Source organism: Pseudomonas antarctica (genome assembly GCF_001647715.1).
Taxonomy (GTDB): Bacteria; Pseudomonadota; Gammaproteobacteria; order Pseudomonadales; family Pseudomonadaceae; genus Aquipseudomonas; species Aquipseudomonas antarctica_A.
This window is the reverse complement of sequence record NZ_CP015600.1, coordinates 3,667,542-3,683,292: the sequence shown is the minus strand read 5'-3', so window position 1 is coordinate 3,683,292 and position 15,751 is coordinate 3,667,542. Positions and strand designations below refer to the sequence as shown.

General features: G+C 61.3%; 15 protein-coding genes. 5 read left to right on the top strand and 10 right to left on the bottom strand.

What is annotated here, in order from left to right:
• Positions 1–100: 100 nt before the first annotated feature.
• Complete coding sequence (locus A7J50_RS16455; protein WP_064452772.1) at positions 101–913, top strand: aminoglycoside phosphotransferase family protein; 813 nt, start codon at positions 101–103, stop codon at positions 911–913.
• On the opposite strand, the gene A7J50_RS16450 is transcribed toward A7J50_RS16455, so the two are convergent.
• Entirely contained in the window at positions 895–1,842 is a 948-nt protein-coding gene (locus tag A7J50_RS16450) for an AraC family transcriptional regulator (RefSeq protein ID WP_064452771.1), read from the bottom strand. The genes A7J50_RS16455 and A7J50_RS16450 overlap by 19 nt on opposite strands.
• A 276-nt stretch (positions 1,843–2,118) precedes the next feature.
• Between A7J50_RS16450 and A7J50_RS16445 the strand changes: the two genes are divergently transcribed.
• The 3 genes from A7J50_RS16445 to A7J50_RS16435 all read left to right on the top strand — a co-directional run bounded on the left by A7J50_RS16445 (position 2,119) and on the right by A7J50_RS16435 (position 5,251).
• Complete coding sequence (locus tag A7J50_RS16445; RefSeq protein WP_407016816.1) at positions 2,119–3,378, top strand: ABC transporter substrate-binding protein; 1,260 nt, start codon at positions 2,119–2,121, stop codon at positions 3,376–3,378.
• A gap of 21 nt (positions 3,379–3,399) precedes the next feature.
• Positions 3,400–4,173 (top strand): L-iditol 2-dehydrogenase, encoded by a 774-nt coding sequence (locus A7J50_RS16440; RefSeq protein WP_064452769.1) that lies wholly within the window; start codon positions 3,400–3,402, stop codon positions 4,171–4,173.
• A 430-nt stretch (positions 4,174–4,603) separates the two neighbouring features.
• Positions 4,604–5,251, top strand: coding sequence for a nicotinamidase (locus A7J50_RS16435; protein WP_064452768.1), 648 nt, complete (start codon positions 4,604–4,606; stop codon positions 5,249–5,251).
• Positions 5,252–5,794: 543 nt separating this feature from the next.
• On the opposite strand, the gene A7J50_RS30780 is transcribed toward A7J50_RS16435, so the two are convergent.
• The 9 genes from A7J50_RS30780 to A7J50_RS16395 form a co-directional block, all read right to left on the bottom strand.
• Positions 5,795–5,956: a DUF2256 domain-containing protein gene (locus A7J50_RS30780; RefSeq protein WP_082895908.1), complete on the bottom strand. Its 162-nt coding sequence runs from the start codon at positions 5,954–5,956 to the stop codon at positions 5,795–5,797.
• Positions 5,953–7,491 (bottom strand): cryptochrome/photolyase family protein, encoded by a 1,539-nt coding sequence (locus tag A7J50_RS16430; RefSeq protein WP_064452767.1) that lies wholly within the window; start codon positions 7,489–7,491, stop codon positions 5,953–5,955. The genes A7J50_RS30780 and A7J50_RS16430 overlap by 4 nt, the downstream gene beginning before the upstream one ends.
• A gap of 668 nt (positions 7,492–8,159) precedes the next feature.
• On the bottom strand, positions 8,160–9,191 hold the full coding sequence (locus A7J50_RS16425) for an ABC transporter substrate-binding protein (RefSeq protein WP_064452766.1): 1,032 nt from the start codon (positions 9,189–9,191) through the stop codon (positions 8,160–8,162).
• A gap of 14 nt (positions 9,192–9,205) precedes the next feature.
• Entirely contained in the window at positions 9,206–10,303 is a 1,098-nt protein-coding gene (locus tag A7J50_RS16420) for an NAD(P)/FAD-dependent oxidoreductase (protein ID WP_064452765.1), read from the bottom strand.
• Positions 10,300–11,643, bottom strand: a complete 1,344-nt coding sequence (locus tag A7J50_RS16415; protein WP_064452764.1) for an NAD(P)/FAD-dependent oxidoreductase — start codon at positions 11,641–11,643, stop codon at positions 10,300–10,302. The genes A7J50_RS16420 and A7J50_RS16415 overlap by 4 nt, the downstream gene beginning before the upstream one ends.
• On the bottom strand, positions 11,640–11,930 hold the full coding sequence (locus A7J50_RS16410; protein WP_064452763.1) for a (2Fe-2S)-binding protein: 291 nt from the start codon (positions 11,928–11,930) through the stop codon (positions 11,640–11,642). Before A7J50_RS16410 ends, A7J50_RS16415 begins: the two co-directional genes overlap by 4 nt.
• Positions 11,930–12,724, bottom strand: a complete 795-nt coding sequence (locus tag A7J50_RS16405) for an ABC transporter permease (RefSeq protein ID WP_053256614.1) — start codon at positions 12,722–12,724, stop codon at positions 11,930–11,932. Before A7J50_RS16405 ends, A7J50_RS16410 begins: the two co-directional genes overlap by 1 nt.
• A 4-nt stretch (positions 12,725–12,728) precedes the next feature.
• Positions 12,729–13,574 carry an ABC transporter permease gene (locus tag A7J50_RS16400; protein WP_064452762.1) on the bottom strand — a complete coding sequence of 282 codons (846 nt, stop codon included), beginning with the start codon at positions 13,572–13,574 and terminating at the stop codon, positions 12,729–12,731.
• Positions 13,571–14,599: an ABC transporter ATP-binding protein gene (locus tag A7J50_RS16395; protein ID WP_064452761.1), complete on the bottom strand. Its 1,029-nt coding sequence runs from the start codon at positions 14,597–14,599 to the stop codon at positions 13,571–13,573. The genes A7J50_RS16400 and A7J50_RS16395 overlap by 4 nt, the downstream gene beginning before the upstream one ends.
• 242 nt (positions 14,600–14,841) lie before the next feature.
• On the opposite strand from A7J50_RS16395, the gene A7J50_RS16390 reads away from it, so the two are divergent.
• Positions 14,842–15,672: an IclR family transcriptional regulator gene (locus tag A7J50_RS16390; protein WP_064452760.1), complete on the top strand. Its 831-nt coding sequence runs from the start codon at positions 14,842–14,844 to the stop codon at positions 15,670–15,672.
• The last annotated feature ends 79 nt before the right edge of the window (positions 15,673–15,751 follow it).

Genomic DNA, 15,751 nt, shown 5'->3' with positions numbered 1-15,751 from the left:
TCAATGGCTTGAATAAAATGAAAAAAAGCGCAATTAGTCGACCTTTTGATCAAAAATGACTGGGTGTCATTTTTGCAGGCCACTACGAGGATCCACTCACATGTTCGAGCGCTATTTGCAATCCTGGAACCTGAAGGTTGATGGCGACCCCGTCGTGACGCCCGGCAGTCACCTGTTGCCCGTGCGTTGGCAAGGCCGGCCGGCGATGTTGAAAATTGCTCACACCTCAGAAGAGCAGCTCGGTGGGCAGTTGATGAGCTGGTGGGCGGGCGAGGGTGCCGCCCAGGTGTATGCCCATGACGACGTGGCGTTGTTGATGGAGCGAGCCACCGGCCCGGGTTCCTTGATGCGCATGGCCCTCAATGGGCAGGATGATCAAGCCAGCCGGATCGCCTGCGCCACGGTTGCCCGGCTGCATGCGCCACGGCCATCGCCACCGCAAGGGTTACTGTCCCTGCAAACCTGGTTCCAGTCATTGTGGAAGGCCGCTGATGACAAAGGCGGTGTGTTGCGCGACTGCGCGGCGATGGCGCATGCACTGCTGGCGGCGCCACAGGACATCGTGGTGCTGCACGGTGATATCCATCACGACAATATTCTCGACTTCGGTGCTCGGGGTTGGCTGGCGATTGATCCAAAGCGTGTCATCGGCGAGCGTGGTTATGATTATGCCAACCTGATCTGCAACCCGGATTTGCCGACCTGCCACGATCCGGTGCGTTTTAATCGGCAGGTCGCGGTGATCGCCCAGGCTGCCAACCTCGCACGCCCACGCCTGCTGCAATGGGTATTGGCCCATGCAGGTCTGTCCGCAGCTTGGTTCCTTGAGGATGGAGAGCGCCAGCGTGCAGACGTTGACCTTGAAGTCGCTCGCCTGGCGCAATGGGCGTTGGCTCAATGGCCGATGGTGTAGGGCAACGGCTGATCGGCGATGCGGTTGAACAGATGCATCGCGGTTTCCCGCCGATACTCACTCGGGGTCTGGTTCATTTCGATCCGAAAGTGCCGGTTGAAGTTGGACAGGTTGGCGTAGCCCACTTCGAAACAAATATCCGCCACTGACATCTCGCTTTGCAGCAACAGCCGGCAGGCGCGCTGCACGCGGAACTTGCGCATCAGCTCGATAAAACCGTGGCCGGTGTTGCGTTTGAAAAAGCGCGAGAAGCCCGGTTCGCTCATCTCCAGTTGGCGCGCGATGACCGACAGGCGCAAGTCGCCGGTCAGCTCGCGCATCAGGTAATCGAAAGCCTTATTGATGCGCTCGGCGCTGCGTGCGTCCAGGGTGGGGGCATAGCAGGGGCTGGCCAGCGCCTGCACGTGCGGTGGCGGAGCGTTTTTGAGGGTATCGAGCAGTTGCAGGAACAGGATCAAGCGTTGCAGGCCATGGGCGTTGCCGATGCTTTCCATCAGGCGTGCCGCCTGCACGGCGGTGTCACCGCTGAATTGCAGGCCGCGCCGGGCTTGTTCGAACAGCGGCTGCAGATCGCCGAGTTCCGGCAGGGTCTTGCGCAGGGCGAGGAGGGCGGCGCCGTCGAACTGCAGCACCACGTCGCGGCCGGTCAGGTATTCGCCGGGGGCCAGGTCACCGATCCAGTCGTGGGGCAGGTCCGGGCCGATCAGCGCGACATGCCCGGCACCGAACGCGCCGATATAGTCGCCCGCCACCAACTTGCCGCTGCCTTGGCGGATCAGGTGGATTTCGAACTCGGGGTGGTGGTTCCAGCGTGCCAGGTCATACGGGTAGTCATGTTCGAACCAGCGGAAACAGTGGTCCGGCTCGGGCAGGATGACTTCCAGTTCGGCGGGGCGGTGCTCGAACAGCTCGGCGCGACTGACGGGCATGGTGATGCCTCTTTTAGTTGTTGAGTCGCCTCAAAATACGCGCACAGGCATTCAATACGCTACCCCCGGTTTCGCCTGGCACTGATACTTTTTTGATCCTGGAGCCTGGGTTAAAAAAGTATCAGCTGTGCATTCGCCATTCGTTTGTGAGGGCTTGGCCAAGCTGCTGTAATCGACGCTCAACAACAAAAACAACAGGTGGAAACCGCCATGCTCCCGACCTGCAAAGCCAAGCTCCCGCAAGCGCTGTTCCTGCTGACCGGCCTGGCGCTGGCCATGCCCAGCTACGCCGCCGACACCGTCACGATCGCCACGGTCAACAACAGCGACATGATCCGCATGCAGCGCCTGTCCAAGGTGTTCGAGGAGCAGCACCCGGACATTAAGCTCAATTGGGTGGTGCTGGAAGAAAACGTATTGCGCCAGCGCCTCACTACCGATATCGCCACCCAGGGCGGGCAATTCGATGTGCTGACAATCGGCACCTACGAAACGCCGCTGTGGGGCGCCAAACACTGGCTGGAACCGCTGACCCAATTGCCGGCTGACTATGACGCTGACGATATCTTCCCTTCGGTGCGCCAGGGCCTGTCGGTCAACAACACCCTGTATGCCCTGCCGTTCTACGGCGAAAGCACGGTCACTTACTACCGCACCGATCTGTTCAAGCAAGCCGGCCTGAGTATGCCCGCGCACCCGACCTGGACCCAGCTCGGTGAGTTCGCTGCCAAGCTCACCGCAAAAGATAAAGGCCAATACGGCATGTGCTTGCGCGGCAAGGCCGGCTGGGGTGAGAACATCGCACTGCTCAGCACCATGGCCAACGCCTTTGGCGCGCGCTGGTTCGACGAACAGTGGACGCCCGAATTGACCAGCCCTGAGTGGACGGCAGCCGCCAACTATTACGTCAACACCCTGAAAAACTATGGCCCGCCGGGCGTCTCCAGCAACGGTTTCAACGAAACCCTGGCGCTGTTCAACAGCGGCAAATGCGCGATCTGGGTGGATGCCAGCGTCGCCGGCTCTTTCACCACCGACAAGAGCCAGAGCAAGGTAGCTGATGACGTAGGCTTTGCCGCGGCCCCAACCGAAGTCACTGACAAGGGCTCCTCCTGGCTTTATGCCTGGTCCCTGGCAATCCCGGCCACGTCCAAGCATAAGGACGCCGCCAAAGCCTTTATCAGCTGGGCAACCTCCAAGGACTACATCCAATTGGTCGCCGATAAAGAGGGCATCACCAACGTACCGCCGGGCACCCGCCAGTCCACTTATAGCGAGGCGTATTTGAAGGCCGCACCGTTTGCCCAGGTGACGCTGGAAATGATGAAACACGCAGACCCCGCGCACCCTTCGGCCAAACCGGTGCCCTACGTGGGCATTCAGTACGTGACCATCCCTGAATTCCAGGCCATCGGCACCTCCGTCGGCAAGCTGTTCTCGGCGGCGCTCACCGGCGGCATGACGGTTGACCAGGCGCTGCTCGAAGCCCAGTCCACCACCGAGCGCGAAATGAAACGCGCCGGCTATCCCAAATAATTTTGAACGGACACGTACCCCATGAAACGACTGGAAGGTAAGAGCGCGCTGATCACTGGGTCGGCGCGCGGGATCGGCCGCGCTTTTGCCCAGGCTTATATCGCCGAAGGCGCAACGGTTGCCATCGCCGACATCAACCTGCAACGCGCCCAAGCCACGGCGGCCGAACTGGGCCCACAGGCTTATGCGGTGGCGATGGACGTCACCGACCAAGCCTCCATCGACGGCGCGATTGCCGCTGTGGTCGCCCATGCCGGCAAGCTCGATATCCTGATCAACAACGCCGCGCTGTTCGACCTCGCACCCATCGTCGACATCACCCGCGACAGCTATGACCGGCTGTTCTCGATCAACGTGGCCGGTACGCTGTTCACCTTGCAGGCGGCGGCGCGGCAAATGATCAGCCAGGGGCACGGCGGCAAGATCATCAACATGGCCAGCCAGGCCGGGCGGCGCGGTGAACCGTTGGTGGCCATCTATTGCGCGACCAAGGCCGCGGTGATCAGCCTTACGCAATCGGCGGGGCTGAACCTGATCAAGCAGGGCATCAACGTCAACGCCATTGCTCCCGGTGTAGTGGACGGTGAGCATTGGGACGGCGTGGACGCGTTGTTCGCCAAGCATGAAGGCCTGGCGCCCGGTGAGAAGAAGCAGCGGGTAGGGGCTGAGGTGCCGTTCGGGCGCATGGGCACGGCCGGGGATTTGACCGGAATGGCGATTTTTCTGGCGTCGAAAGAGGCCGACTATGTGGTTGCCCAAACCTACAACGTCGACGGTGGCAACTGGATGAGTTAAAGCCGTACACCCATCAGAAAGGCGGGAGCGGGCTTGCTCGCGAAAGTGGTGTGTCAGTCGGCAATGCTATTGACTGATACACCGCATTCGCGAGCAAGCCCGCTTGTGTCTTGATCTTGTAATAAACGCTGGGGGTGAGAGGGTTGTATTGCAAGCTGTGAGTGCGCAGTGCTAGAAACACGAGAGGGAGCAAAGCGTCTATCCACCTTTCCACTCCGGCGCATAAGCCCGAACCGTTGAATGCGCGCCACTCGCTTCACAAACGTGGGCAAAGCCACAGTGCTCTGCTTCCTGAGTGTAAGAGGTTTTTGTCATGACCTCCTGGGTCGGCATCGATATTTCCAAGACAATCCTCGTTGTCTGGGTTAAGCCTCAGCAAGAAAATGAAAGTACCTGATGTGTACTTTTTACAGGTCACAGGAGAACTGCCATGACCCTCGCGAAAACTGCCACTGCTTCATTCGACGTGGATGCCCAGAAGAGCTTCACGCCACTGTGCCCCAACGAGTTGCCTGTGGCCGGCGGCGATCAGATCGGTGCCGAACTCAACTACATGGCCAGTTTGGCCGGCCATCGCGTCGGCAGCAAAGATGCGCACATCCCGCATGCGCCTTGGGTGGTCACGCAGCACAGCGAGATGCTGCAACCCACCGGCCTGGCACACGCCGACGTCACCTGGGTCAGCCACTGCGTGCCAGGCACCGAGGGTTTTACGCTGCTGGACGAATTGCCCACGCCGTATGACTACGACTATTTCATCTGGAAAGGTGTCGAACCCGACCTGCACCCCTACGGCGCTTGCTACCACGACCTGCACGACAAGCTGTCCACCGGTGTCATTGAGTACTTGAAAGCCCAAGGTGTCAGCCGCGTGATCGTCGGCGGCCTGGCCCTGGACTACTGCGTCAAGACTACCGCGTTGCAACTGCTCAAGGCTGGCCTGAAAGTGATCCTGCACCTGCCAGCCTGCCGAGGTATCAGCGAGGAGGGCGGCGTGCAAGCCGTCAATGAGTTGCTCAAGGCGGGTGCGGCCGTCAGCAGCACCCGCGAAGATCTGGCCGCGATGGTCGCGCTTTAAGGAGAATCAACCCGTTACATGGGCGCGATTGCGACGCCGGCTTAGTGATGATCTTGTAGCGCCTGGGATTACTCATGCATTTCAGTAACAGCATGGTCGTACTGAGCCAACCGATATATCCGTGGCCAGCGCCGTAGCGAAAGACGTTTGTGCGCGCTACAACACCCGTGATGAGAACCTCCAAGGACGGGGTTTCAGAATCACAAAGGCGATCGTCGGCCGGACATACCTGTGACAGCGCCGAGGACAGTGCTGGAAATGCCAGTGAATCCAAAGAAATTCGGCTGTTGCGGCGTTCATGCATCAACCCCGCCGGCCTTATCATCTGTGCGCCGTTTGCTGGCTGCATTCCACGATTTAATAGAAGCAGCGGACGAGCAACGCTATGCAGCGAAAAGCGCGGTTAGGTTCATCTGCGATGTCGTCCAGTTAAGCGCTTTCCGCATTGTGGGCTGCATTTGGTTGGAAGCGCTTATCGGCAGCAACGCGCCAACGGGGTAAACGTGCGGCCAACTCACCTTGACTGGCAATCTTCCGACAGGTTCAAAAGGGCCTGTCATGGCGCTTTATTGGTTCGGCTTTGCTGCGCCGGCAGCGTTCCGAGCAGTAGCGTACTTGCTCCCAGCAGCGAGCCCACTTCTTCCTCCACGTGAAGGGAAGGCCGCACGTCACGCATGTTTTGACGGGGAGTTCACTCTTCTTCAAAACGACTCCCCTGCGTCGAGCCTGGCGAGCAGTTTCTGGCCGCGTTCCCAGAGCGCTTGTCGTTTGGGGTCAGTCATCCGATCGAGGTTTTTGTAGACCATGCCCATGCGCTGATTGCCGCGCAGAAGGTCGCCATGACGCATTAGGAAGTGCCAGTAAAGCGAATTGAACGGGCAGGCGTCCTCGGTCGTGCTTTCACTGACCTTATACGCGCAGTTGCGGCAGTAGTCAGACATGCGCTTTATATATTGGCCACTGGCGCAGTACGGCTTGGAGCCCAGGTATCCGCCATCGGCGTGCATGACCATGCCCAATGTATTGGGCAGTTCGACCCAGTCGAACGCGTCCATGTAGATCGCCAGGTACCAGTCGCAAATCTGGCTCGGTGCGATGCCGGCCAGTAGCGCAAAGTTGCCGGTCACCATCAGCCGCTGGATATGGTGGGCATAGGCGTGTTTCAAACTTTGGCCGATCGCCTGGCCCATGCAGTTCATTTGGGTGTCGCCCGTCCAATAGAACGCTGGAAGCGGCCTGCTGTTGCCAAACAGATTGCCGCTGGCGTAGTCGGGCATTTTCAGCCAGTAGACACCCCGTACATATTCACGCCAGCCAATGAGCTGGCGGATAAAACCTTCGGCGGCGTTCAATGGAATCCTGTGCGCCCAATACGCGGCCTCGACGTCGCTGCACAACTGACGCAGATTCAATAGGCCAATATTTAGCGCGGCGCTGATCCGCGCATGAAACAGGAACGGTTCATCAGTGGCCATGGCATCCTGGTAGTCGCCGAAGGCCGCCAGCCCCCAGTCGAGGAAGTAGTCCCACAACGCTTGGGCGTCGGCATGTGTAACCGGGTAGTCAAAGGTGTCGAGGGCGCCATAGTGGCTGGTGAAGTTTTTTGCGACCAGCGCCAGTACCTCCTGGGTGATGGCATCTGCCGTAAAGCGCATGGGGGATGGGGCTCTCACGCCTTTGGGCAGCGCCTTGCGGTTTTCTGCATCAAAGTTCCAAGCGCCGCCGACCGGGCTGCCATCGCCGTTGAGCAGCAGGCCACTCTTGCGCCGCATCTCACGGTAGAAGAACTCCATGCGCAGCTGCTTTTTGCCGTCGGCCCAGGACGAGAACTCAGCGCGTGTGCAGAGAAAGCGTGTATCGGCATGCCATTGGATGGCTAAACCGCATGCCTTGAGGGACTGCTCAAGACGCCAGTCACCGCATTCTGTCAGATGCAACTCATCCGGGTTCAGTCGCGACTGCCAACGCTGCAACTCTCCCGCTACCGATCCAGTATTGTGCGGATCATCGAGGGTGACGTATTGCACGCGGATGCCGCGTTGTTGCAGCGCCTGGGCAAAATGGCGCATCGCGCTGAAGATCAGTGCGATTTTTTGCGGGTGATGGGGCACATGGCTGGCTTCCTCCATCACTTCGACCAGCAACACCGTATCGTGCTCGGCGTCCAATGCCTTCAATGAGGCCAAATCAAAAGACAACTGATCGCCCAAGACCAGGCACAGTCGGTGAGTCTTATTCATACGACAGGATCCAACGGAGGGTGACTTACCATGACGCAGTCAGCGAGAAAGGAATACGCAACGACTCGATGGGCCCGTGCAAGTACTTGATTTCGCGCGCACACAGAGGGCATTCACCGTCAACGTACAGCGCCAGCGGCCAATTCATTTTATTGTACATCGGCTATGTCTTTGTATAAGTTTTACACAAGATATGCCGAAAGAAACAGACTGACAATGTGCACTGTCTTTTTGCTGTGTTATGGACGGTGATGCCCATTTTCGCGAACGGATCGCCTGTGCCCTCGGTATCAAGGTGGGTGGCGGCAAGCGATGCGAAGGCGTTCACGTCATCGGCAAAGCGGGCGCGATGGCGTTATCGAGGACTACTACGGGATGATCCGGCCTTGGTTCGTCGAGCCTTGGCCAACCTGCTCGCCAACGCACTGCGTTAGGGGGCTCCCGCTACGGCCGTGACTATTCGCAGTGTGGTGCGGGAGGACAGGACTGAAGTCACTGTGCACAACCAAGGCCCGCCGATTTCAGCGCCAGGCAAGCGGGATGACCCTGCGTAGGGCTGCACTGATGCAGAGATTAACGCGTACCCAGGGCACACCGGTGAGGGCGATTGTCGAGAGGGCCATAGCAATACAGCGCACACGTGCGCGCTGCCCATTGCTCCGGTTTAATCAGCGCTCGATCGAGCGACTCCACCGTGCATTCCACTCCGGCCGTGCCTGATTTACCTGGTCCCAATCAATCGAAATCGCCGTTTGCAAGTAACTCTGCATCGCTTCGACTCGTGCACGGGTCTTGTCGGTTGTTGGCGTGGTCGGGTTCGACGGAATCTGGTCGCCTTCCTCCAGCGCCGGCGCCTGGGCTTCAGCCGTCAGCAGGAAGGCCGCGAGCTTCTGCGCCAATTCCGGCTGGTCATTACGTGCAATCACGCATTCGGCCACATTGAGCACCACCGCGCCTTCCTTCGGTTGCGCATATTCCATGGGGATACCCAGCAGTTGCTGGGTGGTGACCTGCGTCGGGGTCAGAGGGAAGATCGCCGCCTCGTCGGTTTGCACCATCTCGGAGATCTTCGCGGAGCTTGCGATGTATTCCAGCACGTTGGGGCCGATAGTCTTCGGCCAGGCCTTGAAACCCGGTTCCACGTTGGTCTCAGAGCCACCCTGAATGCGGTTGAACATCAGAAAGCCGTGCAGGCCGAAGGTGGAGGAGGCCAGGGACTGGAACACCACTTTGTCCTTGAAGCGCGGGTCGGCCAGGTCCATCCACGAGGTGGGTGCGGCCCAGCCTTTTTCCTTGAACATCTTGGCGTTGTAGCCCAGGCCGGTGACGCCCAGGGTCACGGCCACGGCCTCTTGCTTGATTTTCGCCTTGTCCGGGATTTGCTCCAGGGTCGGGCTCGGCGCGAGCTTGTCGCACAGGCCCATGGCGATGGCGCGGTACATGATGCCGTCGTCGAGGAACATCACATGCATTTGCGGGTTGTCTTTGTTGGCCTGGACTTTGGCGAGGATGTCCGACGAGGTGCCGGGCACGATCACCACCTTGACGTTATTGGCCTTCTCGAAGGCGGGCAGCACCTTGTCGGCGTACACCCGTTCCATGGTGCCGCCGTTCATGCCCAGGTACAGCGTCGGCGCAGCATGGGCGATGGAGGCGAGCAACGCGAGGGGCAAGCAGGACAGCGCGATACGTGTGTTCATGGATGTTTTTCCTCTCAGGCTTGGAATCGACGAATGGAAAACGCTTCGATGGGTTGCCGGCTGGCCCCGGCGCAGACGATCTCTGCCAGGGCTTCACCGACGGCGGGGCCGAGCTGGAACCCGGCGCCGGCAAAGCCGAAACCGTGGAGCAGGCCAGGTTGGGTGCTGCTTGGGCCGATCACCGGTTCATGATCGGGGAGGTAACCTTCGGTGCCACTCCAGGTGCGAATCGCCTGGGCGCCCTTGAGGAACGGGTACAACTCGCCGGCATTGCGCAAAATCTCCAGCACCGCCGCTTGCCCTGGGCGCGCCGTTTGCGGGCCAAGGGCAAAGCCGCGGCCGCCGCCGAGGATGCAGTTGCCCCGGGCGACCTGGCGCGCGTATATCCCGCCGCCTTCAACGCCGGTGCTGACGTTCATCACCATCGGCAGCGGTTCGGTGACCAGCATCGCCGGGTGCGCCGAGGTGATCGGCACCGGCTCACCAAACTGTTCGGCGACGTGGCCGGCCCAGGCGCCGGCACAGTTGAGCAGCCAGGGTGCTTGCAGGTGCAGGCCGTTGGCGCAGTGCACGTGGAAACGTTGGCCGTCATGTTCGAGGCGAATGACGTCGGCCTGCTCGTGTACCGAGGCGCCGAGGCGCTGCGCTGCACGGGCGAAGGCGGGCGAGACCAGGCGCGGATTGGCATGGCCGTCTTCAGGGCACAGTGACGCGCCCACCGCCACATCGCCCACCCAGGGAAAGCGCGCGCGCAATTGCGTGTAATCCAGCAACTGCAGGCCCAAGCCAAAGCCGCGGGTGTGCTCGGCATACGCCTGCAACGCGGCAAAATCCCCTTGGCTGCGGGCCAATTTCAAATGCCCGGAGCGAACATATTCGCCATCAATACCAATCAACCCCGGCAAGTCGGCCCACAACTGGTGGGCGCGTTGCGACAACGGCAACTGATGCAACGGCCGACCCTGGCGCCGCACGCCACCATAGTTGACGCCGCTGGAATGAGAGCCACAGAAATCTCGCTCGACCAAGGCCACACGCTGGCCTTTGTGCGCCAGCATCAGCGCCGCCGACGTACCGACAATCCCGCCGCCCAATACAATGACGTCGATCATGGTTGCACCTGCACGCCAAACGGCAGCGGCTTGATCGGTGCCTGGCCACGCAAGCGGCCTACGGTTTCAATCCCTCGACCACTGCGCTCGGCCACAATCTCGGCTGCCGCCAGCCCGCACATGCGGCCCTGGCAACGGCCCATGCCGACACGGCAATGGGCCTTGACGCGGTTGAGTTCCCAATGGCCTTCATCCACCACTGCCCGCACCTCGCCGACGCTGACTTCCTCGCAGCGGCACAGGATCAGCGCATCCGGCGCCTGCGCGGCCCACTGTTGAGGAAAGGGGAAGGCGGTTTCCAGGCCATGGCGAAAGCGCTGGATGCCTGCCAGTTGCTGCTCCAGTTCGGCAGCGCGGCGTTGATCGATGGTGATGCCGGAATCTTCCAACAGGGCCAATGCCGCGCGCTCACCGGCCATTTGCGCCGCGTCGGCGCCCATGATGCCGGCCCCATCGCCCGCCAGGTACACGCCGTTCACGCTGCTGCGCCCGGCGCTGTCGCGTTGCGGCAACCAGGCTCGGTTCAAGCTGTTCCAGGCAAAGTCACAGCCGAGCAGATCCGCCAGTTGTGTCTCGCTGCGCAAGGCATGGGCGAAAGCCACGGCATCGCAGTCCAATCGGTGCTCACCCCAGCGAATGCCCGTGACCCGCAGTTCGCCGTCAATCTGCGTGAGCGTTGCGCCCTGATGCACGGGAACTCCATGGGCCGTCAGCCAGGCGCGATAATACAAACCTTTGGCCAGGGTCACCGGTTGCCCGAGCAACGCCGGTAATGCGCGGCACTGCGCACTGAAGGGCGCGCTGTCGAGGACCGCGACCACCCTGGCGCCGGCCTTGGCGTATTGGTAAGCCACCAGGTACAGCAACGGCCCGCTGCCACACAATGCAACCCGCTCACCGATGGCGCAGCCTTGGTATTTCAAGGCGATTTGCGCCGCGCCCAGGCTGTAGACGCCTGGCAAGGTCCAGCCGGGCACCGGCAGGATGCGGTCCGTGGCGCCGGTCGCGACGATGATCCGGGCATACTCGATGCTCTGCGCGCGGTCGTTATTCAGCATGTCCAGCCGACCGTCCTCGGCGTTCCACACCAGGGTTTGCGGCCGGTAGTCGATCAGCGGCGCCAGCTCATCCAGGGTGCGGTGCACGGCCTCGGCCTTGCGCGCTTCAAACCCATAAAGCTGCTTGGGCGTGCGCTGGAAGTTCGCCGGTTGGCGCCGATAAATCTGCCCGCCACCGCGCAGGCCTTCATCCACCAGGCAAGGCTTGAGGCCATGGTCGAGCAGGGTACGCGCCGCGCTGATGCCTGCCGGGCCTGCGCCCACAATCACGATCGGCTTCATGCTTGGCGCCCCGGGTCGCGGCTGATCACCTGGCCTTCTTCCAACAGCGTCGAACAGGCCCGCACGCGGCGCCCGTCTTCGAGGCGCACCCAGCAATCCTGGCAGGCGCCCATCAGGCAAAAACCGGCGCGGCGCTCGGCACTGAAATCGCTGCCGCGCAGGTGATCGGCGCACGTCAGCATAGCGGTCAGCAGGGTGTCGCCCAGCAAGCCCTTGGCCGGTTGCCCGTCGAGGGTGAAGGCCAGGGCAGGGCGCGCGGTTTCGGCCAATCGTTTGAACAACGCCATCAATGTTTCCCCACCAGCACGCGGTCCAGGCCATAGACCCGGTCGAGCAGAATCATGGTCGCTGCGGTCAGCGCAATCACCAGCGCCGAGACCGCCGCCATCATGGGGTCGATGGACTCCGTGGCGTACACGTACATGCGCACCGGCAAGGTTTGCGTGGCCGGCGAGCTGACGAAGATCGACAGGGTCACCTCATCGAAACTGTTGATAAACGCCAGCAACCAGCCGCCGGCTACACCGGGCAAAATCATCGGCAGGGTAATCTGACGAAACAGCGTAAAACGGCTGGCACCCAGTGACTCCGCCGCCTGCTCGGCACTGCGATCAATACCGATAGCCGCGGCCAGCACCAGGCGCAACACATACGGCGTGATGATCACCACGTGGGCGAGCATCAGCCAGGTGAAGCTGCCGTTGACGCCCATCAGTGCGAACAACCGCAGCATCGCCACCCCCAGCACCAGGTGCGGGATGATGATCGGCGACAGGAACAACGCACTGAAAAAGTTGCGCCCCGGGAATTGATAACGGCTGATCGCCAACGCCGCCGGCACTGCGATCAGCGTGGCCAGGGTCGCGGCGGTAAACGCCAGGATCAGGCTGTTATAGAACGCCTGGATGAAGTCGGCACGCTCGAACACCGCGCGAAACCAGCGCAGGGAGAAGCCTGATGTGGGCAGGCTCAAGGTGTTTTCCGGGGTGAAGGCCACCAGGCACACCACCACCAGCGGCGCCATCATGAACAGCACCACCAGGCCATGAAAACCGAGGGCCAAAGGACCGTTTCTGGACATGCGCTTAAACCCCCAGGGACTTTTTGTAGCGGCTTTCGACCATGCGGTTCCAGCTCAGCATGATCAGCAGGTTGACCAACAGCAGCACCACCGCGATGGTCGCGCCCATGGGCCAGTTGAGTTCCGAGAGGTACTGGTCGTATACCACCGTAGCGACCATTTTCAGGCGGCGCCCGCCAAGCAGGCCGGGGATCGCAAACGAACTGGCGGCCAGGCCGAACACGATCAGGGTGCCGGAGAGCACGCCGGGCATGACCTGCGGCAACACGATCTTGCGCATCACCGTGGCCTGGCTCGCACCCAGCGACAGGGCGGCCTGTTCGGCCGACGGGTCGAGCTTTTGCAGCGAGGTCCACACCGGAATGATCATGAACGGCAGCATCACGTGCACCAGCGCGATGATCACCGCAAACGGCGTATACAGCAGTTTCACCGGGCGCCCGCCGAGCGCCTGGATCACCTGGTTTACCAGCCCGTCTGCACCGAGCAGCAGGCTCCAGCCGAAGGCGCGCACCACCACTGAAATCAACAGCGGTGTGAGGATCAGGATCAGGAAGATCGAGCGCCACGGGGTGCCCATGCGGCTGAGGATGTAGGCCTCGGGCACGCCGATGACCACGCACAATAACGTCACCAACGCACTGATCCAGAAGGTGCGCCAGAAGATCTCGTAAAAGTATGAATCGCTGAACAGCGACAGGTAATGCGCGAAGGTCCACTCATCAGCCTTCACGCCGACCTGGTAGTCGAACACGTTGAACGACAACACCAACGTCATCAGCAGCGGCAGAATCAGCAGCCCGGTAAACAACGCCAGGGCCGGCAACGACAACACATAACCCCGACTCATGCGCGCACCTCATCCGCCGCCAACACGCGCAGCAGGCCGGCGTGCCAGTCCAGGCCCACCGCCGCACCGCAGCCGAGCGGCGCACTGCCGTCGTTGCTGCGTACCACGGTGATTTCGCCGAGGGTGGTGTGGATGCGGTACAGCCATTGGCTGCCGAAGAAGTAACTGTCGAGGACTTTGCCTTGCACGCGCCCGGTGCCGGCCTCCACCAGGGTGATTTTTTCCGGGCGCAGGCTCAGGGTCAGTTCACCATCGCCGCTGGCGTGGCGCACCTGTGGGGCGCCGAGTTCGTCATAGTCGCCCGGCAGCAGGTTGGCTTTGCCGACAAAATCCGAGATGAAGCGTGTGCGCGGGTGCTCATACAGTTTGTACGGCGCGTCGATCTGGGTCACGCGCCCGGCCTGCATCACCACCACGCGGTCGCTGATGGACAGCGCTTCGGCCTGGTCGTGGGTGACCATCAAGGTGGTGATGCCCACGGCGCACTGGATGCGGCGAATTTCAAACTGCATTTCTTCGCGCAAGTTGGCGTCAAGGTTGGACAGCGGTTCGTCCAGCAGCAACACCGGCGGCTCGATCACCAAGGCACGGGCCAGGGCCACACGCTGGCGCTGGCCGCCGGACAGTTCACGCGGGTAGCGCTCGGCGTGTGGTGCCAGGCGCACCAGGTCGAGCACGGTTTTGACTTTGCTGGCGATTTCGGCGGCCGGCACCTTGCGCATCTTCAGGCCGAAGGCGACGTTGTCGCGCACGGTCATATGCGGGAACAGCGCGTAGCTTTGGAACACCACGCCCAGGCCCCGGGTGGCGGGTTTGGCGTGGGTGATGTCACGCCCGTCGAGCAGAATCTGCCCGCCGCTCACGTCGACGAAGCCGGCGATCATTTGCAGGGTGGTGGTCTTGCCGCATCCCGAGGGGCCGAGCAGGGAAACGAACTCGCCTTTTTCCACCGCAAGGTCGGTGGCGACCACCGCGTCGACGGCGCCGTAGCGTTTGCTCAAGGCGTTGAGTTGGAGAAATGCCATGTCTGCGTTCCACCTTTTTTGAGTCGCGTCGAAACGCGCTTTTTTGTTTTGGGCAGATGCGAAAAGAGTGTTGCGGGTGCGTTGGCGCTCGATCTCGAGTCGGCTGCCATTTGTTGTTCATTTCGCCCCTGTGGACGCAGATTAGGACGAAGACTAGGATGGGCGGAAGATGGAATTTCACTGAATGGACTATTATTTTCAGTTTTATTCATTCACTAGAATTTATGCCAGGGTTGAGTGTTATGGATTCCACTGAGCGGAATGAAGCGAGTAAAGAAGTCGGCGCGGGCGGGGTGTCTCGTCTGTTCGCGCTGCTGCGTACTCTGGGCGAGGTGCCGGAAGGCGGCGAACGCGTCACCCAGCTCGCGCAGCAGGTCGGCCTGTCGCAACCCACCACCCACCGCCTGCTGCGCAGCCTGATCGACGAAGGCATGGTCGAGCAGGACGCGCGCAGCAAACGCTATCGCTTGAGCCTGGAGTTCTTCGCGCTGGCAGCGAACGCGGGCAAGACCGGCAACCTGCGCGACCTGGTGCGGCCGAGCATGTTGCGCCTGAGCGCTTCTCTGGGCGATTCGCTGTTCCTGCTGGCGCGTAGCGGCTTTGATGCGATCTGCCTGGACCGCAGCGAGGGGCCGTACCCGATCCGCACGTTTACCGGCGATATCGGTGGGCGCGTGGCGTTGGGCGTGGGGCAGGGCAGTTTGGCGATTCTGGCGTTCTTGCCGGAGGAAGAGCGTGAGACGGTGATTCGCTACAACCTGCCACGGCTCAAGGATTTTCACCTGTATGACGAAGTGCTGTTGCGCTCGGAGGTCGAGAACGTGCGGCGCCTGGGCTATGCAGCGCGCAATACCGGCGTGTTGGAAGGCATGGCGGGGGTGGCGGTGCCGATCCTCAATCGGGACGGGCATGCGGTGGCGGCACTGAGTGTGGCGACCATCAGTGATCGATTGGGGCCGAGCCGCATGCCGATGGTGGTGGAGTTGCTCAAGCGCGAAGCGGCGGCGATTGGGCCGAGGATCAACCCGTTTGATCCGACGTTGCGCAGGCCGTCGCAGACCTTTGGTGGGTAACGTATCTCCGCCACGATGAAGAATCAGTGTGGGAGCGGGCTTGCTCGCGAATGCGATAGATCAGTTATGGATAGGTCAA

What these genes read in the sequence shown, in the direction of transcription:
- A7J50_RS16405 (WP_053256614.1), bottom strand. Translation starts at nt 12,724, where the DNA reads ATGTCCAGAAACGGTCCTTTGGCCCTCGGTTTTCATGGCCTGGTGGTG.
- A7J50_RS16400 (WP_064452762.1), bottom strand. Translation starts at nt 13,574, where the DNA reads ATGAGTCGGGGTTATGTGTTGTCGTTGCCGGCCCTGGCGTTGTTTACC.
- A7J50_RS16445 (WP_407016816.1), top strand. Translation starts at nt 2,119, where the DNA reads ATGCCCAGCTACGCCGCCGACACCGTCACGATCGCCACGGTCAACAAC.
- A7J50_RS16410 (WP_064452763.1), bottom strand. Translation starts at nt 11,930, where the DNA reads ATGGCGTTGTTCAAACGATTGGCCGAAACCGCGCGCCCTGCCCTGGCC.
- A7J50_RS16390 (WP_064452760.1), top strand. Translation starts at nt 14,842, where the DNA reads ATGGATTCCACTGAGCGGAATGAAGCGAGTAAAGAAGTCGGCGCGGGC.
- A7J50_RS16435 (WP_064452768.1), top strand. Translation starts at nt 4,604, where the DNA reads ATGACCCTCGCGAAAACTGCCACTGCTTCATTCGACGTGGATGCCCAG.
- A7J50_RS16420 (WP_064452765.1), bottom strand. Translation starts at nt 10,303, where the DNA reads ATGATCGACGTCATTGTATTGGGCGGCGGGATTGTCGGTACGTCGGCG.
- A7J50_RS16430 (WP_064452767.1), bottom strand. Translation starts at nt 7,491, where the DNA reads ATGAATAAGACTCACCGACTGTGCCTGGTCTTGGGCGATCAGTTGTCT.
- A7J50_RS16455 (WP_064452772.1), top strand. Translation starts at nt 101, where the DNA reads ATGTTCGAGCGCTATTTGCAATCCTGGAACCTGAAGGTTGATGGCGAC.
- A7J50_RS16415 (WP_064452764.1), bottom strand. Translation starts at nt 11,643, where the DNA reads ATGAAGCCGATCGTGATTGTGGGCGCAGGCCCGGCAGGCATCAGCGCG.
- A7J50_RS16440 (WP_064452769.1), top strand. Translation starts at nt 3,400, where the DNA reads ATGAAACGACTGGAAGGTAAGAGCGCGCTGATCACTGGGTCGGCGCGC.
- A7J50_RS16425 (WP_064452766.1), bottom strand. Translation starts at nt 9,191, where the DNA reads ATGAACACACGTATCGCGCTGTCCTGCTTGCCCCTCGCGTTGCTCGCC.
- A7J50_RS16395 (WP_064452761.1), bottom strand. Translation starts at nt 14,599, where the DNA reads ATGGCATTTCTCCAACTCAACGCCTTGAGCAAACGCTACGGCGCCGTC.
- A7J50_RS16450 (WP_064452771.1), bottom strand. Translation starts at nt 1,842, where the DNA reads ATGCCCGTCAGTCGCGCCGAGCTGTTCGAGCACCGCCCCGCCGAACTG.